This is a genomic window from Kitasatospora sp. NPDC059648, assembly GCF_042734825.1.
GTDB lineage: Bacteria > Actinomycetota > Actinomycetes > Streptomycetales > Streptomycetaceae > Kitasatospora.
The window spans coordinates 157474-182143 of record NZ_JBHWDU010000002.1 but is presented as its reverse complement, the minus strand read 5'-3'; the positions used below and the strand labels follow the sequence as shown (position 1 = coordinate 182143).

Annotated in this window: 16 protein-coding genes; 14 read left to right on the top strand and 2 right to left on the bottom strand. The window is 71.0% G+C overall.

Translation table 11 applies throughout. From position 1 onward, the window contains the following. The first annotated feature begins 63 nt into the window (after positions 1-63). From ACFV1W_RS02395 to ACFV1W_RS02330, 14 genes are all read left to right on the top strand, one after another. Positions 64-2679: a SpoIIE family protein phosphatase gene (locus ACFV1W_RS02395; protein ID WP_380412276.1), complete on the top strand. Its 2616-nt coding sequence runs from the start codon at positions 64-66 to the stop codon at positions 2677-2679. 94 nt (positions 2680-2773) lie between these two features. Beyond that, positions 2774-4663 (top strand): ABC transporter family substrate-binding protein, encoded by a 1890-nt coding sequence (locus ACFV1W_RS02390; protein ID WP_380412273.1) that lies wholly within the window; start codon positions 2774-2776, stop codon positions 4661-4663. A gap of 349 nt (positions 4664-5012) precedes the next feature. After that, complete coding sequence (typA, locus tag ACFV1W_RS02385) at positions 5013-6917, top strand: translational GTPase TypA (RefSeq protein ID WP_380412270.1); 1905 nt, start codon at positions 5013-5015, stop codon at positions 6915-6917. A gap of 431 nt (positions 6918-7348) precedes the next feature. Then, a complete protein-coding gene (locus tag ACFV1W_RS02380; RefSeq protein WP_380412267.1) occupies positions 7349-8992 on the top strand; it encodes an ABC transporter substrate-binding protein in 1644 nt (547 codons plus the stop codon). Positions 8993-9132: 140 nt separating this feature from the next. Further along, entirely contained in the window at positions 9133-10059 is a 927-nt protein-coding gene (locus tag ACFV1W_RS02375) for an ABC transporter permease (protein WP_380412264.1), read from the top strand. Continuing rightward, the gene (locus ACFV1W_RS02370; protein WP_380412262.1) at positions 10052-10987 is read left to right on the top strand and encodes an ABC transporter permease; all 936 of its coding nucleotides are present in this window, start codon (positions 10052-10054) and stop codon (positions 10985-10987) included. Before ACFV1W_RS02375 ends, ACFV1W_RS02370 begins: the two co-directional genes overlap by 8 nt. Before the next feature lie 19 nt (positions 10988-11006). Continuing rightward, the gene (locus ACFV1W_RS02365; protein ID WP_380412259.1) at positions 11007-12059 is read left to right on the top strand and encodes an ABC transporter ATP-binding protein; all 1053 of its coding nucleotides are present in this window, start codon (positions 11007-11009) and stop codon (positions 12057-12059) included. Then, a complete protein-coding gene (locus tag ACFV1W_RS02360; protein ID WP_380412256.1) occupies positions 12052-13068 on the top strand; it encodes an ABC transporter ATP-binding protein in 1017 nt (338 codons plus the stop codon). Before ACFV1W_RS02365 ends, ACFV1W_RS02360 begins: the two co-directional genes overlap by 8 nt. A gap of 186 nt (positions 13069-13254) precedes the next feature. Then, positions 13255-14877: an ABC transporter substrate-binding protein gene (locus ACFV1W_RS02355; RefSeq protein ID WP_380412253.1), complete on the top strand. Its 1623-nt coding sequence runs from the start codon at positions 13255-13257 to the stop codon at positions 14875-14877. Positions 14878-15010: 133 nt separating this feature from the next. Next, positions 15011-15937: an ABC transporter permease gene (locus ACFV1W_RS02350; RefSeq protein WP_380412251.1), complete on the top strand. Its 927-nt coding sequence runs from the start codon at positions 15011-15013 to the stop codon at positions 15935-15937. 76 nt (positions 15938-16013) lie between these two features. Continuing rightward, positions 16014-16928: an ABC transporter permease gene (locus ACFV1W_RS02345; RefSeq protein ID WP_380412449.1), complete on the top strand. Its 915-nt coding sequence runs from the start codon at positions 16014-16016 to the stop codon at positions 16926-16928. 16 nt (positions 16929-16944) lie between these two features. Further along, the gene (locus tag ACFV1W_RS02340) at positions 16945-17997 is read left to right on the top strand and encodes an ABC transporter ATP-binding protein (protein ID WP_380412248.1); all 1053 of its coding nucleotides are present in this window, start codon (positions 16945-16947) and stop codon (positions 17995-17997) included. Positions 17998-18010: 13 nt separating this feature from the next. Further along, the gene (locus ACFV1W_RS02335; protein ID WP_380412447.1) at positions 18011-19090 is read left to right on the top strand and encodes an ABC transporter ATP-binding protein; all 1080 of its coding nucleotides are present in this window, start codon (positions 18011-18013) and stop codon (positions 19088-19090) included. 159 nt (positions 19091-19249) lie between these two features. Further along, a complete protein-coding gene (locus ACFV1W_RS02330; RefSeq protein ID WP_380412245.1) occupies positions 19250-20299 on the top strand; it encodes an ABC transporter ATP-binding protein in 1050 nt (349 codons plus the stop codon). Positions 20300-20359: 60 nt separating this feature from the next. Here the strand turns inward: ACFV1W_RS02330 and ACFV1W_RS02325 are convergent, their stop codons facing one another. Together ACFV1W_RS02325 and ACFV1W_RS02320 are read right to left on the bottom strand one after the other, a co-directional pair. After that, a complete protein-coding gene (locus ACFV1W_RS02325) occupies positions 20360-22081 on the bottom strand; it encodes an ABC transporter family substrate-binding protein (RefSeq protein WP_380412242.1) in 1722 nt (573 codons plus the stop codon). A 135-nt stretch (positions 22082-22216) separates the two neighbouring features. Next, entirely contained in the window at positions 22217-24622 is a 2406-nt protein-coding gene (locus ACFV1W_RS02320; protein ID WP_380412239.1) for a peptidoglycan binding domain-containing protein, read from the bottom strand. Positions 24623-24670: the final 48 nt, after the last annotated feature.

Sequence of the window (24670 nt, the reverse complement as noted above, 5' to 3'; positions counted from 1 at the left end):
CTCGATGATGAATACTCGGTCTTCTCGACATCCGGACGGTCGCGGGTTGGAGGGGTCGGTCCGTTGAACAGCACTCCGGCGCGGAACGCGCCGAGCAGCAGCGGTCATGCCGCTGTACCCGGGCAGGCCGGTTCGCCGCACCTGCCCGGGTCGACGGCCCTGCCGGGCACCGGGGCCGCGGGGACGGCCCGCGGTGCCCACCCCGACGCCGAGGCCAGGCCGTGGGGTGCCGGGGATCCGGGCTCGATCTACGACTACATCCGGGTCGCCACCTTCGCGATCGGCCCCGACGGGCGGATCAGCCAGTGGAGCGAGCGGGCCGCCGAGTTCTTCGGCGTCCCCGCCGCCGAGGCCGTCGGCGCCGACCCGATCACCACCTTCGTCCCCCGCGAGCTCTGGCAGCGCGGCCGCACCCGGCTGGAGCGCACCCTGGCCGGCGAGGAGTGGGTCGGCACCACCCCCTACCGGGACGCCGGCGGCGGCGAGGGCCTCGCCGAGCTCTACCTGATGCCCGACAGCGCCCTGCCCACCGCGGGCGCCACCTGTCTGGCCGTCGACCTCGGCCGACTGCGCCGGATCGAGACCGACCTCGCCGCCTCCGAGGCCGTCTTCGGCCAGACGCCCACCGGCTTCGTGCTCTTCGACGACCGGCTGCGGCTCCAGCGGGTCAACGACGCCTTCGCCTCCGGCATGGGCCTCGTCCCCACCGACCTGGAGGGCCTCACCCCGCACGACCTCTTCCCGACCTCCGAGGCCGACCGGCTCACCGCCGCCCTGCGCAAGGTCCTCGCCACCGGCGAACCCGTCTTCGACCTGCGCTTCCACGGCGTCGTCCCGACCCGCGAGGGCAACCGGCTGTGGGCCGTCTCGCTGTACCGGCTCAACGGCACCGCCGGGCAGCCGATGGGCGTGGCCGGGCAGGTCTCCGACGTCACCAGCCGGCACGTCGCCGAGCGCGAGGCCGACGGCGTGCGCCGCAACCTCGCCCTGCTCAACGAGGCCAGCGCCCACATCGGCTCCACCCTCGACCTGGAGACCACCGCCAAGGAACTCCTCGACGTCGTCGTCCCGCCGTTCTGCGACCTCGCCACCGTCGACCTGTACACCGCGCTGCTCTCCGGCGAGACCGTCCCGAGCGCCGGCCGGCCGGGCGACACCGTGCTCACCGACGGCAGCGGCGAACTGCGCCGGGTCGCCGTCTCCAGCGTGCTCGGCGGCGCCTCCTCGGTGCTCGGCTCCGTCACCGGCCTGCCGATCGCCGAGGCCGGCGGCACCCTCTGCTACCCCCGCCGCTCCCCGCACGCCCGGGCGCTGCGCACCGGCCGCAGCGTCGTCCCCGAGCCCGGCCGCGACCCGCTGCTGCGCTCCACCCTGATCGTCCCGCTGGTCGCCCGCGACCAGGTGCTGGGCCTGGTCCAGCTCTCCCGGGCGATCGGCAGCGAGCCCTTCGACGCCCGCGACGTGGCGATCGCCGAGGAACTCGTCGCCCGCGCCGCCGTCTGCATCGACAACGCCCGGCTCTACCGCCGCGAGCACGAGCGGGCGCTGATCCTCCAGCGCAGCCTGCTGCCCCCGGGCAACCCGGCCGCCAGCGGCCTGGAGATCGCCTGCCGCTACCTGCCCAGCAACAACAACACCGAGGTCGGCGGCGACTGGTTCGACGTCATCCCGCTGCCCGGCAACCGCACCGCCCTGGTCATCGGCGACGTGATGGGCCGCGGCCTGCGCGCCGCCGTCGCCATGGGCCAGCTCCGCACCGCGGTACGGACCCTGGCGATGCTGGACCTGGACCCGGCCGAGGTGCTCGGCGCGCTGGACGAGATCGCCCGGGGCCTCGGCGACGACTCCGTCCCGGTGGGCCCGCCCACCCCGTACGGCCGGCTCACCTCGACGGCCGACGAGGAGGCCCGCGAGGTCTACCTGGCCACCTGCGTCTACGCCGTCTACGACGCCGTCACCCGCCGCTGCGTCTTCGCCAACGCCGGCCACCTGCCGCCCGTCCTGCTCAGCCCGGGCGAGCCCGCCCGGATGCTCGACGTGCCGCCCGGCCTGCCGCTCGGCGTCGGAGGCGAGCCCTTCGAGGAGGTCGAGCTGACCCTCCCGGACGGCGCCGTGCTCGGCCTCTACACCGACGGCCTGGTGGAGAGCCGCAAGCACCAGCTGGACGAGGGCCTGCGCGCCTTCCGGGCCGCGCTCGCCGACCGGGGCAAGGGTCTGGAGGACCTCTGCGACCACGTCCTCGGCGAGCTCGACCCGCACCACGGCGAGGACGACATCGCACTGCTGATGGCGAAGGTGCACGCCTTCCCCGAGGACGCCGTCGGCAACTGGTTCCTGCCGCCCGAGCCGACCTCCGTCGCCAAGGCGCGCGAGCTGGCCTGCAGCTGGCTGCTCGCCCGCGGCCTGGAGGAGCTGGTCGACACCACCGAGCTGCTGGTCAGCGAGCTGGTCACGAACGCGCTCAAGCACGGACGGGGCGAGATCCGGCTGCGGCTGCTGCGCGAGCGCAGCATGGTCTGCGAGGTCTGGGACGACGGCTACGCCCAGCCCCGGCAGCGGCGCGCCCAGGAGACCGACGAGGGCGGGCGCGGCCTGCAGCTGGTCAGCCTGCTGGCGGAGCGCTGGGGGAGCCGGCGCACGCCCAAGGGCAAGATCGTCTGGTTCGAGCTCGGCCTGTAGCGGTGACCGGGCCCTGGGCCGTACGGGTGCACTAGCCCGGCGGCCCGCCGTGTCGGCGGGGCCCGGGCCGGGCGGGCGGCGTTCGATGGCCGCCATGCGTGTCCGCCAGCTCACCGCCGCAGCCGTCGCGCTGCTGCTCGCCGCCGGTCTCGGCGGCTGTTCCGACGACCCGGAGCCGGCCCGCGGCCCCGAGCCCGCCCCGGCCCCGGCCGCCCCCACCGTCGGCACCGGCGACGTCCGGCCCGTCGACCGGGACGACGTCCAGGACGGCGGCGTGCTGCGCTGGGCGCTGGACGGCGTCCCGGCCACGCTCAACGTCTACCAGCGCGGGGCGAACGCCGACTCGGCGCTGCTCGCGCACGCGCTGTACCCCTCGCTGTTCCGGCCCGACGAGCGCGGCCGGCTCGTCCCCGACCCGGACTACCTGGTCGGCGCCGAGTCCACCCCGCCCGGGCAGCAGCCCCAGGTGGTCACCTACCGGCTCAACCCGCACGCCGTCTGGAGCGACGGCACCCCGCTGTCGGCCGCCGACCTGGCCGCCCAGCAGGCCGCCCTGTCCGGGCGGGACCCGGCCTACCAGAGCACCCGGGCGGTGGGCTACGACGCCGTCGAAGCGATCACCCAGGGCACCGACCCGCACGAGGTCAAGGTGACGTTCCGGCGGCCGTGCGGAGAGTGGCGCGCGCTGTTCGGGCCGCTCTACCCGGCCGCCGAGACGGGCGGGGCGACCGCCTTCAACCGGGCGCTGACCGGCACCGGCCACCTGAGCGCCGGGCCGTACAGCCTCACCCGGTACGACACCGACGGCGGGCGGGTCACCCTGGAGCGCAACCCGCTCTGGTGGGGGGACGTCGCCAAGACCGACCGGATCGACTTCCTGGCCACGCCGCCCGAGGGGCGGCTGGACGCGTTGGACCAGGACCGGCTGGACGTCGCCGCACTCACCGCGGCGGTCGACCGGGCGGTGCCGCCCGCGCCCACGGCCAGTGCCTCGGCGGCCGCCGTCCCGCCCGCCGCACCGCCATCGTCCACGGCCGGTGCCTCGGCGCTAGCCGCCCCGTCCGCCGCACCGCCATCGCCCACGGCCGGCGCCTCGGCGGCCGCCGCCCCGCCCGCAGCCGCGCCCGAGGCGGCCGCGCTCACCCTGCGGCGGGCCGAGTCGCTGCGCGGGATCACCCTCCACCGGGCGGCCGCCGCCTCGCTCACCCAGCTCACCCTCAACGCCGACCGCGGCCCGCTCACCGATCCGGAGGTCCGGCGGGCGGTCGGCCGGGCGGTCGACCGGCGGCGGATCGCCGAGGCCGCGCTCGGCCCGCTCGGGCTGCCCGGCGTCCCGCTCGGCAGCCACCTGCTCGCCGGGGACCAGGAGGGCTACCGCGACGACAGCGGTGCGGCCGGGCCGGCCGACGCCGCCCAGCTGCTGGACCGGGCCGGCTGGAAGCGGCCGGCCGGCGGCACCCGGACCAAGGACGGCAAGGAGCTCGCCCTCACCCTGCTCGTCCCGGCCGGTTCGGTGACGACCCAGCGCACCGCCGACGCGCTCACCGCCGACCTCGCCGAGACCGGCATCGCGGTGAAGCCGCGGACCGTACCCGCGGAGTCCTTCGTCCAGGCCCACCTAGCCGTCGGGGACTTCGACCTGGCGCTCTTCTCCTGGCCGGCCGGCCCCAGCCCGGCCGCCGAGCAGCGCGCCGCGTACGCCAAGCCCCGGCCGGACGCCGAAGGCGCGCTCGCCTCCGGCGGCAACTACGGCCGCAGCGGCACCGAGGAGATCGACCGGCTGTTCGACCGGGCGGCCGCCGAACTCGACCCGGCCGCCCGGCTGGACCTGCTCCAGGAGGCGGACGTACGGATCTGGCAGCTCGGCCACTCCGTCCCGCTCTACCAGCGGCCCGACCTGGTCGCCGTCCGGACCGGACTGGCCGGGGTCGGCGCCTGGGGCTTCGGGTGGCCGCGCTTCCAGGACCTGGGCTGGAGGCTCTAGCCACGGTTCGACGGGCGGGCGCCGGCTCCGGTATGCGTTCCAGGGTGGCGATCCGGGCCGCCTCGGGGCACCGCGCGCGGGCCCGGTCGAGCGGTCGGACCAGTACCGGAGGGCGACCGGCAGGTGGACGTGGTGTGACCCAGCTGTGATCTTGGTCCCGCCCGACCTGCTCGTTTCTGCCCCCTTGGGCGCTTCCCCGTACCATAGGGAAAAGCCGAGGCATGTCCAGATGCCCGGCGGGTGGACCGCTAGTAGCAGGCGGAACGGGTGACGGCGGCCGAGGGGCCGCGGATGCGCGTCTCGCGGCCGGGCCCGCCGTAACCCACGATTCCGGGAGAATCCGCTAGGCATGCCCACGCGCAACGACATCCGTAACGTCGCCATCGTCGCCCACGTCGACCACGGCAAGACCACGCTGGTCGACGCCATGCTGAAGCAGGCCGGCGCCTTCGCCGCCCACCAGCAGCTCGACGACCGCATGATGGACTCGAACGACCTGGAGCGCGAGAAGGGCATCACCATTCTCGCGAAGAACACCGCGGTCAAGTACCACCCCAAGGACGGTGGCGCGCCGATCACGATCAACATCATCGACACCCCGGGCCACGCCGACTTCGGTGGCGAGGTCGAGCGCGGTCTGTCGATGGTGGACGCGGTCGTCCTGCTGGTCGACGCCTCCGAGGGTCCGCTGCCGCAGACCCGCTTCGTGCTGCGCAAGGCGCTCTCCGCCCGTCTGCCCGTCATCCTGTGCATCAACAAGACGGACCGCCCGGACTCCCGGATCGACGAGGTCATCAACGAGACCTACGACCTGTTCCTCGACCTGGACGCGGACGAGGACCAGATCGAGTTCCCGATCGTCTACGCCTGCGCCCGTGACGGCGTCGCCTCGCTGACCAAGCCGGAGAACGGCACCGTTCCCGCGGACAGCACCAACCTGGAGCCGTTCTTCTCCACCCTGCTGGAGCACGTCCCGGCCCCCAGCTACGACGAGGACGCGCCGCTCCAGGCCCACGTCACCAACCTGGACGCCGACAACTTCCTCGGCCGCATCGCGCTGCTGCGCGTCGAGCAGGGCGAGCTGCGCAAGGGCCAGACCGTGGCCTGGATCAAGCGCGACGGCTCGATCCAGAACGTCCGCATCTCCGAGCTGCTGATGACCGAGGCGCTCACCCGCAAGCCGGCCGAGGTGGCGGGCCCCGGTGACATCTGCGCCGTCGCCGGCATCTCCGACATCATGATCGGCGAGACCCTGGCCGACCCGGAGAACCCGGTCGCGCTGCCGCTGATCACGGTGGACGAGCCGGCCATCTCGATGACCATCGGCACCAACACCTCCCCGCTGGTCGGCCGCGGCGGCTCCGGCAAGGGCGCGGACGCCAAGTCCGGCGTCAAGGTGGACCGCAAGGTCACCGCCCGCCAGGTGAAGGACCGCCTGGACCGCGAGCTGATCGGTAACGTCTCGCTGCGCGTGCTGGACACCGAGCGCCCGGACGCGTGGGAGGTGCAGGGCCGCGGCGAGCTGGCGCTGGCCATCCTGATCGAGACCATGCGCCGCGAGGGCTTCGAGCTGACCGTCGGCAAGCCGCAGGTGGTCACCAAGGAGGTCAACGGCAAGGTCCACGAGCCGGTCGAGCGCCTCACGGTGGACGTGCCGGAGGAGCACATGGGTGCCGTCACCCAGCTCATGGGCGTCCGCAAGGGCCGGATGGACAACATGTCCAACCACGGCTCGGGCTGGGTCCGGATGGAGTTCGTCGTGCCGTCCCGCGGCCTGATCGGCTTCCGCACCGAGTTCCTCACCAGCACCCGCGGCACCGGCATCGCCCACTCGATCCACGAGGGCCACGAGCCGTGGTTCGGCCAGCTGACCACCCGCAACAACGGCTCGCTGGTCGCCGACCGGGCCGGTGTGGTCACCGCCTTCGCGATGACCAACCTGCAGGAGCGCGGCGTGCTCTTCTGCGAGCCGGGCACCGAGGTGTACGAGGGCATGATCGTCGGCGAGAACTCGCGCTCCGACGACATGGACGTGAACATCACCAAGGAGAAGAAGCTCACCAACATGCGGTCCTCGACCGCCGACGTGGCCGAGTCGATCGTCCCGCCGCGCAAGCTCTCGCTGGAGCAGTCGCTGGAGTTCTGCCGCGAGGACGAGTGCATCGAGGTGACCCCGGAGACGGTTCGCATCCGTAAGGTCGTGCTGGACCAGAAGGACCGCGGACGCACTGCCTCGCGCGCCAAGAAGGCGTGATCCGGACGGCTTGATCGGCCTTTGGCCGGAATGCTTCGCCCCCCTTTCCGATGGAGAGGGGGGCGAACTTTTTCAACTACTCCAAGTTGTCGGAGCCGCTATTAACGGAATAGCGCTCATCACACCAGGGTGTCCGCTGAGCGAACGTGACAGTTCGTCATCCGTGACGACTGTCCGTTTGGTGCCTGTCTGGCTATGTCTCAAATGTCCGGTTTTCGAAACTTACCGACTGTTCATGTGACCTAATTGAGATCGTCACTGGTCACTTTCGTGTCCGTGCGTGACGGATAGTGGAGCCAGTCAGGCTCGGGTCAAGGGTTAACGCGCAGGGGTGCGCGCCGAAACCACGAGCGCGGACGGCATTGCGGGCCCGGTGACAACCGTTCCGTGGTGCCCTCCTCGTCGTAACGTCGAATTCAGGAGGCACACCGATGCGTGGTGTGAGCCAGGCCAAGTGGGTTGTCGCAGCTGTCGCTGTCGCGCTCGCCGCGACTGCTTGTAGCAGTAGTGGCAGCAGCGACTCCTCCGGCGGGAGCTCGAACAGCGCCGCGGTCGACCCGAACGGCACCTTCAGCTTCCAGAGCGCCGAGCCGCAGCGTCCGCTGCAGCCGGCCAACGCGATGGAGAACCAGGGCGGCCGCATCGTCAAGCAGCTCTTCACGGGCCTGGTCGACTACGACCCCGCGACCGGCGCGCTGCGCAACCAGGTGGCCGACAAGATCGAGACCACCGACGCCAAGAACTACACCGTCACGCTGAAGTCCGGCTGGACCTTCCACGACGGCACCCCGGTCACCTCCAAGTCCTTCGTGGACTCCTGGAACTGGTCCGCCAACCCGGCCAACAACCAGATCAACTCCGACTGGTTCTCGGACATCGTCGGCTACGACGCCGTCCACCCGGACAAGGGCGACCCGACCGCCAAGGAGATGGCCGGCCTCAAGGTCGTCGACGACACCCACTTCACCATCGAACTGACGCAGCCCGTCTCGTACTTCACGTACAAGCTCGGCTACTCGGCCTTCTTCCCGCTCCCCACCGGGTTCTTCGCGGACCCGAAGGGCTACGGTGAGAAGCCGGTCGGCAACGGCCCCTACCAGTTCGTCTCGTGGGAGCACAACAAGGCCATCACCCTGAAGGCCTACGACAAGTACCAGGGCAGCAACAAGGCGAAGAACGGCGGAATCGTCTTCCGCAGCTACACCTCGCCCGAGGCCGCTTACAAGGACCTCATGTCCGACACCCTGGACGTCCTGGACCAGGTCGACTCGACCGACCTGCCGAAGTACAAGGACGACCTGGGCAGCCGCGCGATCGACCAGGCCCAGGGCGCCATCCAGAACATCTCCTTCGCGCTGTACAACGCGGAGTGGAGCGGCCAGGACAAGGCCAAGGTCCGCCAGGGCCTGTCGATGGCGATCGACCGCGACACCATCACCAAGACGGTCCTGAACAACAGCCGTCAGCCCGCCGACTCGTTCGTGGCGCCGGGCGTCATGGGCTACAAGGCCGGCACCTGCGGCGACGCCTGCAAGTACGACCCGGCCAAGGCCAAGCAGCTCGTCACCGAGGGCGGCGGCGTTCCCGGCAACAAGATCACCATCCTCTACAACTCCGACGGCGGTCACAAGGAGTGGGTGGACGCGGTCTGCAACTCGATCCGCCAGGCCACCGGCGTCGAGTGCCTCGGCGACCCGAAGCCGGACTTCAAGACCTCGCGTGACATCGTCACCAAGAAGCAGGTCCAGAGCATGATGCGTACCGGCTGGGTGCAGGACTACCCGCTGAACGCCAACTTCCTGCGTGACGTCTACGGCACCGGTGCCGCCGCGAACGACGCCGCCTACTCCAGCCCCGAGTTCGACAAGCTGGCGCACGAGGCCGACGCGGCCACCTCGGTCGAGAAGACCGCGGAGCTCTACCAGCAGGCCGAGGCCGTTCTGGCCAAGGACATGCCGGCGATCCCGCTCTGGTACTACAAGACCAACTCCGGCTACTCCAAGAACGTCCAGAACGTGAAGTTCAACTCCTTCGGCGACCCGGTCTACACCGACGTCGAGGTCAAGAAGAAGTAATCGGTCGGCACCGCCTGACCCGGTGACAACGGCCGGTGCCCGTCCATCCCCACAAGGGCGAGGACTGGCACCGGCCGTTGGCACGCCGACTTATCTCTTGCCGGGTTGACGGGCCCGGCAGAGCCATACATGGAGGCACGATGGGGCGCTTTGTCGCGAGGCGACTGCTCCAGATGATCCCGGTGTTCCTCGGAACGACCGCACTCATCTTTTTCATGGTGCACTTGCTGCCCGGTGACCCGCTGGCAGCGCTGTGGGGCGACAAGGCGCCGGACCCGGTGCAGCTCGCCGCGCTGAAGCACCAGCAGCACTTTGACGAGCCGTTGGTCCAGCAGTACCTCGACTACATGGCGGGGCTGCTCACCGGCGACTTCGGCAAGGCCCTGGACGGACGTCCGGTGCTCGACAAGATCACCGAGGCGCTGCCGGTCACGGTCCAGCTGGCGTTGCTCGCGTTCGGCATCGAGATCGTGCTCGGCATCGGCATCGGTCTGTTCGCCGGTCTGCGTCGCGGCAAGGTGTTCGACAAGAGCGCCCTGATCTTCACCCTGCTGCTGATCTCGATCCCGGTCCCGGTCCTGGGCTTCCTCTTCCAGACCATCTTCGGCATCAACCTCAAGTGGGTCACCCCGACCGTCCAGGACAGCAACGACATCACTCAGCTGGTGCTGCCGGCCGTCGTGCTCGGCTCGCTGTCGCTGGCTTACGTCGCGCGCCTCACCCGTACCTCCATCGCCGAGAACATCAAGGCCGACTACGTCCGCACCGCGGTGGCCAAGGGCCTGCCGCGCCGCAAGGTCATCGGCACCCACCTGCTGCGCAACTCGCTGATCCCGGTGGTCACCTTCCTCGGCACCGACCTCGGCGCCCTGATGGGCGGTGCGATCGTCACCGAGGGCATCTTCAACGTCCAGGGTGTCGGCCACGCGCTCTACCAAGCGATCAACATGAAGGAGGGCGCGACCGTCTCCGGCTTCGTCGCCTTCCTCGTGATCGTGTACCTGGCCGCCGGCCTGATCGTCGACCTGCTTTACGCGGTCCTGGACCCGAGGATCCGTTATGCCTGACCTGACCAAGACGGCCGAGGAGACCCCGGCCCCGGCTGCCGTCGCGGCGGCCGCCAAGCCCGAGAAGGCCCGCAGCCTCGGCTCGGACGCCTGGCACGACCTGCGCCGCAAGCCGATCTTCGTGATCTCCGCGCTGCTCATCCTGCTGCTGATCGTCATCGCGATCGCGCCGGGCCTGTTCACCTCGGTGGACCCGCGGGCCGGTGACCTGCGCAGCCACTTCCACACGCCGCCGAACTACAGCCACTTCTTCGAGGGGGACTGGTTCGGTTACGACGGTCAGGGCCGCAGCATCTACGCCCGCATCATCTACGGCGCCCGCGCCTCGGTCGTGGTCGGCATCTGCGTCACCGTCGGTACGACCATCCTCGGTGGCATCTTCGGCATGCTCGCCGGCTACTTCGGCGGCTGGCTCGACACGATCATCTCCCGTGTCACCGACATCTTCTTCGGCATCCCGCTGCTGCTCGGCTCGCTGGTGATCCTCAACGCCTTCACCTCGCGCACCATCTGGAGCGTGGTCTTCGCCCTGGTCGCCCTGGGCTGGACGCAGATGACCCGTGTCATGCGCGGTTCGGTGATCACGGTCAAGCAGGCCGACTTCGTGACGGCGGCCAAGGCGCTCGGCGCCGGCACCGGCCGGATCATGTTCAAGCACATCCTGCCGAACGCGATCGCCCCGGTGATCGTGGTCGCCACCATCTCCCTCGGCGGCTACATCGCCCTGGAGGCGACGCTGAGCTTCCTGGGCATCGGCCTGCAGGACCCGACCATCTCCTGGGGCATCGACATCAACTCGGCCCAGAAGCTGATCCGTACGGCACCCTTCGCCCTGTTCTTCCCGGCAGGCATGCTGAGCATCACCGTGCTGGCCTTCATCATGCTCGGCGACGCGGTGCGCGACGCCCTCGACCCGAAGCTCCGCTGAGAGAAGAGGTGACGACCCGATGACCACCGTGATCGAGAACAACAACCAGAAGACCGGCCGACTCGAAGTCGGAACCCCGCTCCTGGAGGTCAAGAACCTCCACGTGGAGTTCCACACCCGGGACGGCATCGCGAAGGCCGTGAACGGCGTCAACTACTCCGTCGCGGCCGGCGAGACCCTCGCCGTGCTCGGCGAGTCCGGCTCCGGCAAGTCCGTGACGGCCCAGACCATCATGGGCATCCTGGACATGCCCCCGGGCAAGGTGACCCAGGGCGAGATCCTGTACCGCGGCCAGGACATGCTCAAGATGAGCAACGAGGAGCGGCGCAGGATCCGCGGGCAGAAGATCGCGATGATCTTCCAGGACGCGCTGTCCGCCCTCAACCCGGTGCTCAGCGTGGGCTACCAGCTCGGCGAGATGTTCCGGGTGCACCAGGGCGCCTCCAAGGCCGAGGCCAAGGCCAAGGCCGTGGAGCTGATGGACCGGGTGCGCATCCCGGCCGCCAAGGAGCGGGTCAACGACTACCCGCACCAGTTCTCCGGCGGCATGCGCCAGCGCATCATGATCGCCATGGCGCTGTCGCTCCAGCCCGACCTGATCATCGCCGACGAGCCCACCACCGCCCTGGACGTGACCGTCCAGGCCCAGGTGATGGACCTGCTGGCGGAGCTCCAGGCCGAGTACAACATGGGCCTGATCCTGATCACCCACGACCTCGGTGTGGTCGCCGACGTCGCGGACAAGATCGCGGTGATGTACGCGGGCCGGATCGTCGAGACCGCCCCGGTGCACGAGCTGTACGCGAGCCCCGCGCACCCGTACACCAAGGGCCTGCTGCGCTCGATCCCGCGACTGGACCAGAAGGGCCAGGAGCTGTACGCGATCAAGGGCCTGCCCCCGAACCTGCTGAAGGTTCCGGCCGGCTGCGCGTTCAACCCCCGCTGCGATGTCGCCACCGACCTGTGCCGCACGGAGATCCCGGAGCTGCACCACGTGACGGACAAGGACGGCAAGGAGCTCACCGGCCGCCGCAGCGCGTGCCACCTCTGGAAGGAGACCCTCCATGGCTGAGAACATCCTGGAGGTCAAGGACCTGGTCAAGCACTACCCGCTGACCCAGGGCATCCTGTTCAAGAAGCACGTCGGCGCCGTCAAGGCCGTCGACGGCATCTCCTTCGACCTGAAGAAGGGTGAGACCCTCGGCATCGTGGGCGAGTCCGGCTGTGGCAAGTCCACGCTGGCCAAGGTGCTGATGAACCTGGAGCGGGCCACCTCCGGCCAGGTGCTGTTCAAGGGCGAGGACATCTCCCAGCTGTCGGGCACGGCCCTCAAGGCCGTCCGGCGCAACATCCAGATGGTGTTCCAGGACCCGTACACCTCGCTGAACCCGCGGATGACGGTCGGCGACATCATCGGGGAGCCGTTCGAGATCCACCCCGAGGTGGCGCCCAAGGGCGACCGCCGCAAGGCCGTCCAGGACCTGCTGGACGTCGTGGGTCTGAACCCGGAGTACATCAACCGGTACCCGCACCAGTTCTCCGGCGGCCAGCGCCAGCGCATCGGCATCGCCCGCGGCCTCGCGCTCAAGCCGGAGATCATCATCTGCGACGAGCCGGTCTCGGCGCTGGACGTGTCCGTCCAGGCACAGGTGATCAACCTGCTGGAGCAGCTGCAGGGCGAGTTCGGCCTGTCGTACATGTTCATCGCGCACGACCTCTCCATCGTCCGGCACATCTCCGACCGCGTCGGCGTGATGTACCTGGGCAAGATGGTCGAGATCGGCTCCGACGAGCAGATCTACGAGAACGCCACCCACCCGTACACCCAGGCGCTGCTGTCCGCGGTGCCGGTGCCGGACCCGACGGCGCGCGAGTCCCGCGAGCGGATCATCCTCAGCGGGGACATCCCCTCGCCGGCCAACCCGCCGTCCGGCTGCCGCTTCCGCACCCGCTGCTGGAAGGCGGAGGCCCGCTGCGCGGAGGAGATCCCGCTGCTGGCGATCCCGACCACGCTGGAGGGCCCGGCCGCGCACGAGTCGGCCTGCCACTTCGCCGAGGTCCGGGAGTCGGCCGCGGCCTGACGCCCGTAAGCCCGGAAGGGCCCGTGGCTCCCCGCCGCGGGCCCTTCCGGCGTTTCCGGGGTCCGGCGCCGCGTCAACTCCGCAGCGGCTTTCCGCACCCGTCCGGGTGCACCTGGCTCGCGCCGTCGCCGGGGCGCGCTTCTCATGGGTTGTGATGCGACACACACGCCCTGAGGAGGGACCTCCATGCCCGTAGCCGCCCGTGCTCGCCTGGTCCTCGCCGCTGCGACGTCCGTGGTCCTGGTGGCCACCGGGTGCAGCGGCGGCGGAGGAGGCGGCAGTGGCCCGTCGGACGCCGGCAAGTCCTTCAGCTACCAGAGCAGTGAGCCGCAGAACCCGCTGCAGCCCGCCAACGCGAACGAGGTCGGCGGTGGCCGCATCATCCAGAACCTCTTCAAGGGGCTGGTGGACTACGACCCCAGCACCGCCAAGATCCGCATGCAGGTCGCGGACAAGATCGACACCAGCGACTCGCAGACCTTCAACGTCACGCTGAAGGACGGCTGGAAGTTCCACGACGGCACCCCGGTGCACGCCAAGAACTTCGTGGACGCCTGGAACTGGGGCGCCAACCCGGCCAACGGCCAGATCAACAGCTCCTGGTTCTCCGACATCGAGGGCTACCAGGACGTCCACCCGGCCAGCGGGAAGCCCACCACGGACAAGATGTCCGGACTGACCGTCACCGACGACCTGCACTTCACGGTCAAGCTGAGCCACAAGGTCTCGTACTTCGAGTACAAGCTCGGCTACATCGCCTTCTCGCCGCTGCCGGACGGCTTCTTCAACGACCCGGCCGGGTACGGGCAGAAGCCGGTCGGCAACGGCCCGTACCAGTTCGTCAGCTGGTCGCACAACACCGAGGTGGTCACCAAGACCTTCCCGGACTACCGGGGCGTGGACAAGCCGAAGAACGGCGGCATCGTCTTCAAGATGTACACCACGTCCGAGGCCGCCTACGCGGACCTGCAGTCCAGCAACCTGGACGTGATGGACCAGGTGCCGCCGTCGGCTCTGGCGACGTACAAGAACGACCTCGGCGACCGGGCGATCGACGCCCCGCAGGGCGCGATCCAGAACATCGGCTTCACGCTCTACCAGGCCGACTGGTCCTCGCCGGACAAGGCCAAGGTGCGCCAGGGCCTGTCGATGGCGATCGACCGCGACATCATCACCAAGACCGTGCTGCAGGGCTCCCGCAAGCCGGCCACCGCCTGGGTCGCCGAGGGCGTCGAGGGCTACAAGGACGGCGCCTGCGGCGACTACTGCAAGTTCGACCCGGCAAAGGCCAAGCAGCTGATCCAGGACGGCGGCGGCGTCCCCGGCAACAAGCTGCTGATCACCTACAACGCGGACGGCGGTCACAAGGAGTGGGTCGACGCGGTCTGCAACTCGATCCGGCAGAACACCGGCGTCGACTGCCTGGGCGACCCGAAGCCCGACTTCAAGACCGCCCGTGCGGCGATCACCTCGCACCAGCTCAACGGCGCCTTCCGCACCGGCTGGGTGCAGGACTACCCGCTGAACGCCAACTTCCTGTCCGACGTGTACCGCACCGGAGCGGCCTCCAACGACTTCGGCTACAGCAACCCGCAGTTCGACGGCGCGGCCACCAAGGCCGACGAGGCCGCCAGCGTCGCCGACACGGTGACGGGCTACCAGCAGGCCGAGGCCGTGCTGCCGAGCGGCATGCCGGCCATCCCGCTCTGGTACTACCGCACCAACTCGGGTTACTCGACCAAGGTGCAGAACGTGAAGTTCGACTCCTTCGGCAACCCCGCCTGGACCCAGGTCGAGGTCAAGGGCTGATGCCCTCCTCGCCCGCCATCGGGCAGGAGGTGCCCAGCCCCCCACGCCGGCCCCGTCCTCCCCGCACGGAGGGCGGGGCCCGGTCCTCTCGGCCGACCGGCCCCGGTCGGTCACGCCCTGGAAGGGGGCTCGGATGGGCAGTTACGTGCTGCGGCGGGTGCTGCAGATGATCCCGGTGTTCTTCGGCACCACGCTGCTGATCTTCGTGATGGTCTACACGCTGCCGGGCGACCCGGTGACGGCGCTCTTCGGCGAGAAGGCGGCCGACCCGGCGGTGGTGGCCAGCATCAAGCACAAGTACTTCCTGGACCAGCCGCTCTGGAAGCAGTACCTGCACTACATGGGGAACCTGTTCCAGGGCGACTTCGGCACCAGCTTCACCGGCCGGCCGGTCTCGGACATCATGGCCGACGCCTTCCCGGTCACCATCCGGCTGGCGCTGCTGGCCTTCGTCTTCGAGATGGTGCTGGGCCTGGCGCTCGGGGTGCTCTCCGGGCTGAGGCGCGGCAGCATGTCGGACACCCTGGTGCTGGTCCTGACCCTGGTGGTGATCTCGATCCCGGTCTTCGTGCTGGCGTACATCGCGCAGACCGTCTTCGCCACCAACCTCGGCTGGGTCACCCCGACCGTTCAGGACAGCTACGACCTCTCCCAACTCATCCTGCCCGCCATCGTGCTGGGGTCGCTCTCGCTCGCGTACGTGGCCCGGCTGACCCGCACCTCGATCGGCGAGAACCTGCGCGCCGACTACATGCGCACGGCCGTCGCCAAGGGACTGCCCCGGCGCACCGTCGTTCTGCGGCACCTGCTGCGCAACTCGCTGATCCCGGTGGTCACCTTCCTCGGCACCGACCTCGGCGCGCTGATGGGCGGCGCGATCGTGACCGAGGGCATCTTCAACGTGCAGGGCATCGGCAACGTCCTGTACCGGGCGATCAACACCAAGGAAGGCCCCACCGTGGTCGGCATCGTGACCGTCCTGGTGATCATCTACCTGGTCGCCAGCCTGCTCGTCGACCTGCTCTACGCGGTCCTGGACCCGAGGATCCGCTATGCCTGACATCCACGACGAGGACTCGTTCGAGCCCCACCCCAAGCCGGGGGTCTCGCGTCTCGACTACGCGGGCGAGCAGGGCATGGCGGTCGAGCAGGAGACATTGGTCGAACCCGACGTCGAGAAGCGGGAGGATGCCCGCAGCCTCTGGGGCGACGCCTGGCGGGACCTGCGCCGACGGCCGATCTTCCTGCTCTCGGTCGTGCTGATCCTGCTGCTGGTGGTCATGGCGCTCTTCCCCTGGGCGTTCACCGACGCCAACCCGCGCAAGGCCGACCTGGTGCACGACTACCTCAGGCGGCCGGACTGGACGGACTTCTTCGGCGCGGGCTGGTTCGGCTACGACGCCCAGGGCCGGTCCATCTACGCCCGGGTCGTCTACGGCGCCCGCGCCTCGATCACCGTCGGCATCTTCGTGACCGCCGCGGTCACCGTGCTCGGCGGGCTGACCGGCATGGTCGCCGGGTACTACGGCGGGGCCGTCGACGCGGTGATCTCCCGGATCGTGGACATCTTCTTCGGCATCCCGCTGCTGCTCGGCGCCCTGGTGCTGCTGAACGCCTTCACCGTCCGCACGGTGTGGACCGTGGTGCTGGCCCTGGCCGTCCTCGGCTGGACCCAGATCGCCCGCGTCATGAGAGGTGCGGTGCTGACCGTCAAACAGTCGGACTACGTGGTGGCCGGCCGGGCCCTCGGCGCCGGCACGGGACGGCTGATGTTCCGGCACATCCTGCCGAACGCGATCGCCCCGGTGATCGTCGTCGCCACCATCGCCCTCGGCGGCTACATCGCCACCGAGGCGACGCTGAGCTTCCTCGGCATCGGTCTGCAGGACCCGACCATCTCCTGGGGCATCGACATCTCCTCGGCCCAGAAGGTGATCCGGACGGCGCCGTACGTGCTGTTCTTCCCGGCGGCGGCACTCTCCGTCACCGTGCTGGCCTTCATCATGATGGGCGACGCGGTGCGCGACGCCCTCGACCCGAAGCTTCGCTGAGCGAGGGGAGCGCGTCGTGAACACCGCTGTGGACAGTGCCGATCGCGAGGTGGAGGCGCCGTACCAGGGGCCGCTGCTCGACGTACGGGACCTGCACGTCGAATTCGTCACCCGGGACGGCGTGGCCAAGGCCGTCAACGGGGTCGACTACAGCGTCCGAGCGGGCGAGACGCTGGCGGTGCTGGGCGAGTCCGGCTCCGGCAAGTCGGTGACCGCGCAGGCGATCATGGGCATCCTGGACATGCCGCCGGCCCGGATCCCGCGCGGGGAGATCCGCTTCCGGGGCCGGGACATGCTCAAGATGGGCAAGGACGAGCGGCGCAGGATCCGCGGGCAGAAGATCGCGATGATCTTCCAGGACGCGCTGTCCGCCCTCAACCCGGTGCTCAGCGTCGGTTTCCAGCTCGGCGAGATGTTCCGGGCCCACCACGGCGCCTCCCGGGCGGAGGCCAAGGCCAAGGCCGTGGAGCTGATGGACCGGGTGCGCATCCCGGCGGCCGGGCAGCGGGTGAACGACTACCCGCACCAATTCTCCGGCGGCATGCGCCAGCGCATCATGATCGCCATGGCGCTGGCCCTGGAGCCCGACCTGATCATCGCCGACGAGCCCACCACCGCCCTGGACGTGACCGTCCAGGCCCAGGTGATGGACCTGCTGGCGGAGCTCCAGGCCGAGTTCCACATGGGCCTGATCCTGATCACCCACGACCTCGGTGTGGTCGCCGACGTCGCGGACAAGATCGCGGTGATGTACGCGGGTCGGATCGTCGAGACCGCCCCGGTGCACGAGCTCTACGCGCGCCCGGCCCACCCGTACACCCGGGGCCTGCTGGACTCCATCCCGCGGCTGGACCAGAAGGGCCAGGAGCTCTACGCCATCAAGGGCCTGCCGCCCAACCTGCTGCGGATCCCCCCGGGCTGCGCCTTCAACCCCCGCTGCCCCCGGGCGCAGGACGTCTGCCGGGCCGAGGTGCCGGACCTGTTCCCGGTCACCGAGGACGACGGCACGCCGCTGGAGGGGCGCGGCAGCGCCTGCTTCTTCTGGAAGGAGACCCTCCATGACCGCTGACGGGGCCAGCGCGATGGGCGCGGCGGTACCGGAGGAGGCCTCCTTCGGCCGGGAGGTGCCGCCCGGCGAGCCGATCCTGGAGGTCCGGGACCTGGTCAAGCACTTCCCGCTCACCCGGGGCGTGCTGCTCAAGAAGCAGGTCGGCGCGGTCAAGGCGGTGGACGGGGTCAGCTTCGACCTGATGCAGGGCGAGACGCTCGGCATCGTCGGCGAGTCCGGCTGCGGGAAGTCCACGCTGGCCAAGGTGCTGATGAACCTGGAACCGGCCACCGGAGGGTCCGTCCGCTACAAGGGGGAGGAGATCTCCCGGCTGTCCGGAAGCGCGCTCAAGGCCGTCCGGCGCAACATCCAGATGGTGTTCCAGGACCCGTACACCTCGCTGAACCCGCGGATGACGGTCGGCGACATCATCGGGGAGCCGTTCGAGATCCACCCCGAGGTGGCGCCCAGGGGGAACCGCCGCAAGGCCGTCCAGGACCTGCTGGACGTGGTCGGGCTCAACCCGGAGTACATCAACCGGTACCCGCACCAGTTCTCCGGCGGTCAGCGCCAGCGCATCGGCATCGCGCGGGGGTTGGCGCTCAAGCCGGAGATCATCATCTGCGACGAGCCGGTCTCGGCGCTGGACGTGTCGGTGCAGGCGCAGGTGATCAACCTGCTGGAGCAGCTGCAGGGCGAGTTCAACCTGTCGTACATGTTCATCGCCCACGACCTCTCCATCGTCCGGCACATCTCCGACCGGGTGGGGGTGATGTACCTCGGGAAGATGGTCGAGATCGGCTCCGACGAGCAGATCTACGACCACGCGACCCACCCGTACACCCAGGCACTGCTCTCGGCGGTGCCGGTGCCGGACCCGACGGCGCGCGAGTCGCGGGACCGGATCGTGCTCACCGGGGACGTGCCCTCACCGGCCAACCCGCCCTCAGGGTGCCGGTTCCGCACCCGGTGCTGGAAGGCGCAGGAGCGGTGCGTGGTGGAGGTGCCGCTGCTGGCCTCGCCGAGCTGGCTGAGCGGGCCGGCGCGCCACGACTCCGCCTGTCACTTCGCGGCCGAGCGGGACAACGGGCAGGGCGCCGCCGACCCGTCGTAGCGGTCGGTGCCGCAGCCCGGGCGCGTTCCCCCACCGGGGGGCGCGCCCTTCGCCGTGATGGAACCGAGATCTCCCGCGGGCTCCCCAAGTGCACGCCGTTCCTTGATAGTTGCACTGCGCCTGTCGATGCTCGCCGCTGTGCCGAGGAGGGCTGCCCGGATGGACATGGTGGAGGTGACCGGCGGCGGTCGGGAGAACCTGGTGCCCGGGACCCCGCTGCTGGAGGTCGAGGACCTGCACATCGAGTTCCACACCCGGGACGGCGTCGCCAAGGCCGTCAACGGGGTGAGCTACTCGGTGGCGGCGGGGGAGACGCTGGCGGTGCTGGGCGAGTCCGGCTCCGGGAAGTCGGTGACCGCGCAGGCCGTCATGGGCATCCTGGACACGCCGCCCGGGAAGATCACCGCCGGACGGATCCTGTTCCGCGGCGAGGACCTGCTGACCATGAGCCCCAAGCTCCGGCGGACGGTCCGCGGGCAGAGGATCGCGATGATCTTCCAGGACGCGCTGTCCGCCCTCAACCCGGTGCTCAGCGTGGGCTACCAGCTCGGCGAGATGTTCCGGGTCCACCAGGGGCTCTCCCGCACCGAGGCCCGGGCGAAGGCCGTGGAGCTGATGGACCGGGTGCGCATCCCGGCGGCCGGGCAGCGCGTCGGCGACTTCCCGCACCAGTTCTCCGGCGGCATGCGCCAGCGCATCATGATCGCCATGGCGCTGGCCCTGGAGCCCGATCTGATCATCGCCGACGAGCCCACCACCGCCCTGGACGTGACCGTCCAGGCCCAGGTGATGGACCTGCTGGCGGACCTGCAGGCCGAGTTCAACATGGGGCTGATCCTGATCACCCACGACCTGGGCGTGGTCGCCGACGTGGCCGACAAGATCGCGGTGATGTACGCGGGCCGGATCGTCGAGACCGCCCCGGTGCACGAGCTCTACGCGCGCCCGGCCCACCCGTACACCCGGGGCCTGCTGGACTCCATCCCGCGGCTGGACCAGAAGGGCCAGAACCTGCACGCCATCAAGGGCCTGCCGCCCAGCCTCCTGCGCATCCCCCAGGGCTGCGCCTTCAACCCCCGCTGCGACCGGGTGCAGGACGTCTGCCTGACCGAACTCCCGCCCCTGGTTCCGGTCGCGGACGAGGAGGGCGCCGAGCTGCCGGGCCGCCGCAGCGCCTGCCACTACTGGCGGGAGACCCTGCACGGCTAGGGCCTGCCGCCAGTCCGGCGGGATCCGCCGGACAGGCCCTGGCGGCGCCGGCCCGGAGGCCTACCTGGTGAAGCCCACGTTCTCCCAGACGATGTCGGACAGGCCCTGGGCGCCGATGTTGGCGAGGTCGGCGCGGGCGCCGTACAGCTGGGGGCGCTGGTAGAGCGGCAGCACGCCGGCCACCTTCCAGAGTTCGGCGTCGGCCTGGTTGATCGCCTCGGAGGCGGTGCCCGCGTCGGGTGCGGCGCCCGCCCGGTCGAGTGCGGCGTCCGCCGCCGCGCTGCCCGCGCCGGCGCGGTTGGCGGCGCTGTTCTGGGCGTACGAGGCGCGGCTGCCGCTGGCCGGGAACGGGGTGCCGAGCAGGGCGTAGACGGCGATGTCGAAGTCGTTGTGGTTGACGTACTTGTCGAAGAACTCGTTGGGGGCGGCCGTCACCGGGGTGACCTTGATGCCGACGTCCTTGAGCATCCTGGAGACGGACGCCGTCTCGCCCTGGGCCACGGCGACCCCCGCCGGGACGACCATCCGCAGGTTCAGCTCGTGGCCGTCCTTCTTCCGCACGTCGCCGTCGAGTTTCCAGCCGGCCGAGTCCAGCTTGCGGGCGGCCTCGGCCGGGTCGAAGCGGGACAGGCCGAGGGAGTTGTCGCGGTAGCCGTTCTGGTTGGCGACCAGCAGGTGGTTGTTGAGCGGGACGGCGGGCCAGTCCAGGCCGTTGAGGTCGGCGCGGATCAGGGTGTCCCGGTCGATCGCCTGGAACACGGCCTGGCGCACGGTCGCGTCGTTGAGCAGCGGGCTGCGGGCGTTCAGGGTGAGCTGCCGGAAGTCCGGTCCGCCGGCCCGGCGGACGGCGGCGCCCTTGGTGTTCTTGATGACCTGGTAGCCGGCCAGGTCCGGGCCGTTGTTGAAGAGGTCGATCTGGCCCTTGGCGAAGGCGGCGCCCATCTGGTCGGGCAGCATGGCGTGGAAGACGATCCGGTCCAGCATCGGCTTGTCGCCCCACCAGGTCGGGTCGGCGACCAGCGTGACGGTCTGCGCGGCCGGGTCCAGCCGCTCGACCTTGAACGGACCGGCGGTGAGCGGGATCGCGTCCAGGTAGGCCGTGTTGAACAGGTCCGGGGTGGAGAGCTTGCTCGCGGGCAGCAGCGGGGCGTTGGCGGCGCCGTTGAACATCGACTGCCACTCGGAGAACGGCCGGTCGAAGGTCATCACGGCCTGGAAGTCGTCCTTGCCGCGCTCGACCGAGGTGACCAGCTCGAAACCGGAGGTGCTGGACGGTCGGTAGGCCGGGTCCTTGCCGTTCAAGGCGCGCCAGTTGGCCTCGATGTCGCGCCAGGTGATCGGGGTGCCGTCGGACCAGTGGGCCTTCGGGTTGAGCGTCCAGGTGACCACCTGGTGGCCGTCCCTGGCTTCGGCGTGGGCCTCCTGGAGGTAGGCCGGGTTGACGGTCTGAGTGCCGGCGGCGTCCGAGCGGAAGAAGGTCGGCAGCAGCGGCTTGCTGACCGCGACGGTGGAGGACTCGGTGCCGTCGGTGTGGATCGGCGACCACTGGTGGGAGAACTGGGCGATCGCCAGGTTCAGGGTGCCGCCCTGGCGCAGCTGGCCGCGGTCGTGGGCGTTGGTGTCGACCGAGGTGAGCTTGGGCACCCCGGCGGCGGCGCTCGGCAGCGCGTCCGAGGCGGCGCCGTCCTGCCCGGAGGAGCAGGAGCAGAGCGCGAGCGAGAGCGTCAGGACGGTGAGACCGGCGAGCAGCGCCGTCCGGTGGTGCTGGAGGCGGCGGCCCATCGGCGTGGCTCCCGGGGTGACTGTGACGGATGGTGTGGCGACACATCTTGCTGACCGGGAGGCGGAGTTGTCGAGGGGGCGGGACCGCTGCATCCGTTCGGTGCGGGGCCCGCCCCCTCGTTCGTGCCCGGTTCGTCAGGCCACGGTGAACTTGTAGGTGCGTTCCTTGTCGCCGGTCTTGTCGAACAGCGAGCTGACGGCGTCCGCGACGTCCTGCGGGGTGATCGTCGCGGTCTGGCCGTTCTTCTTGACCTTCACCTTGTCGAACAGGCCGTTCAGCTGGGAGCCCAGCACGTCGAGGTCCCACTTGGGCGCGATCTTGCCGGAGGCGTCCGGGGCCAGCGTGAGCGCCTTGGCGGCCGTCTTCGGGCCGAAGTCCCAGGACTTGGCGCCGGCCACGATGTGGATCTTCCCGCTGGTCACCTGCTTGCCGAGGCTGTCCGCGGCGGCCTGCAGGGCCTGGGTGGAGACCTTCGGCTGGGCGGCCGTGACGGCGAGCGCGATCGGCTGGTCGGGCTTGCCCGCGGCGCGGTCCCGGTAGGCCTGCTCGACGACGTCCAAGGCGGCGTTGGAGTCCACCGCCTGGCCGGCCTTGCCGGGGACGACGACCGGGTCGCCGTTGTCGGCGAACTTGACGTAGCCCTCCTGGAGGCCCTGGCCCGAGCCGGTCGCCAGCGAGTCCAGCGCGGCCTTGAGCTTGGCGCGGTCGACCCGGACCTCCGGGGCGACGGCCTTGGTGCCGCCCTGGATCGACTTGATCACGTCGACCGGGTTGTAGTCGTGCGCGGCGAGGCCGTCCACAGTGGCCGTGGTGTCGAAGGTCAGCCCGGCGACCGTCGGGTCGAGGTCGACCGTCTGGTCGCCGATCTTCAGCTTCAGCGGCTGCTGGCCGGCCTTGCCGACCGACGCGTCCAGCGCGTGGATGGCCTGGTCGCGGCTGTTGCCGCCGATGTCCGTGCCGAGCACCACGGTGCCCTTGGGGACGTCGGACTGGTTGAGCATCAGGCCGGTGCCGTACGCGGCGGCGCCGAGGAACAGCACGCCGCCGAAGGCGTAGACGCCGAGCTTGACGAGCTTCTTCGCGCCGCCGCGCTTGGCCTTGGCCGGGGCGGCGGGCTCGGCCTTGGCCTTGGCGGGCGCCGGGCCGGGGGCGGGAACGGGCCCGGGGCCGGATCCGGGGACGGACGCGGCGGCGGGACCGCCCGGCGCACCCGGGGCGCCGGGAGCGGCCGGGGAGCCGGGGCCGGAGGGCGGGGTCGGCAGCGGGGTGGCCTCGGTGGCCTCGGGATCGCGGCCGGCCTGCCGGGGCCCGCCGGCGACGGGTTGCGGGCCCGGCTGGGGCGCGCCCGGGAAGAGCCCGCCGGCGGCCGCCGGGGTGGCGAAGGGGTCCTGGCCGGGGGTGGCCGGGCGCTGGGTGGCGAACGGGTCGGCACCGGTCGGGGCCGAGGCGAACAGGCCCGGCTGCGGACGGTCGCCGGCACCGCGCGGGGCACCGTTCCTGGGCGCGCCGGGTATGGCGCCAGGCGGCGGGGTGTTCTCGCGGACCGGCGCGAAGCCGTCCACCGAGGTGTCCTCCGGGTTCGACCCGGCCTGCGGGTCGGCCTGGTGGGCCCGGCCCTGCTGCGGGGCGCCCTGCTGGGGGCGGTTCGGACGGGCGCCGTTCGCCCGGGGCGCGCCCTGCTGCGGCGCCTGCCGCTGCGGGCGGTTGCCGCGCGGAGCCCGGGCACCGGTGTCGGGGCCAGCCGTGGCGAACGGGTCGGCGGCCGGCGCGAACGGGTCGGAGACGGGCGCGAACGGGTCGGCCGCCTCGTACACCCCGGGCTCCTCGCCCGGGTTTCCGGCGCCGAACGGCGCCGCGGGGGCGGCGGGGGAGGGCGCCTTGCCCTGGGCGGGCACCGTACGGCCGTTGGGACGGGCCGCGCCGGCGGCCGGGGCCGGGCGGGCGCCGCTCGGGGCGGCCTGCGAACGGGCCTCGGCGGCGGTGCCGGGCACGGCCCGGGCCTCCGGCGCGCTCGGGGCGCCGGCCGGCACCGCGGCCGGGGCGGGCTCGGCGGCCGGGGCCTTCTTCTGCCGCGGCCGGAACCAGGCGCCGGTGGACTCGGACTCCGAGGTGGCCGGCGGGATCGGCGGGATCTGCCACTCCGGCGGCAGGTCGGGCGGGGTGGCCGCGCGGCCGCCCTCCATCACGCCGAGGACGGGCGACGCGGGCGCGGAGCGGTGCCGCGAGCCGCCCGGCTCGGCGGTGGGCGCCTGCTCGGCCGGGCCCTCGTCGGTCCTGGCGGTCTCGTTCTTGACGGTGCTGCGGACGACGACCGGCGGGATCGGTCGCGAGCCGGGGATGTTGATCCGGACCCGGGTGGTCAGGGTGGTCTCGGTCTTCGGACCGTCGTCCTCGCCGCCCGACCCGGCGTCGGTGCCGGCCGCGGCCCGCTCGCCGCCGGGGAGGCCCGGGGTGCCGTAGGGCGGCGTGCCCGACGGGTACGCGTCCGGACCCGTGCGCCGGGGCGTCGGGTTGGCGTTGTCAGATTCGCGGCTGCTCAATGCTGCTCTGCTCCGGGTTCGCGGGCGGGCCGTGCGGCGCGACCGCGG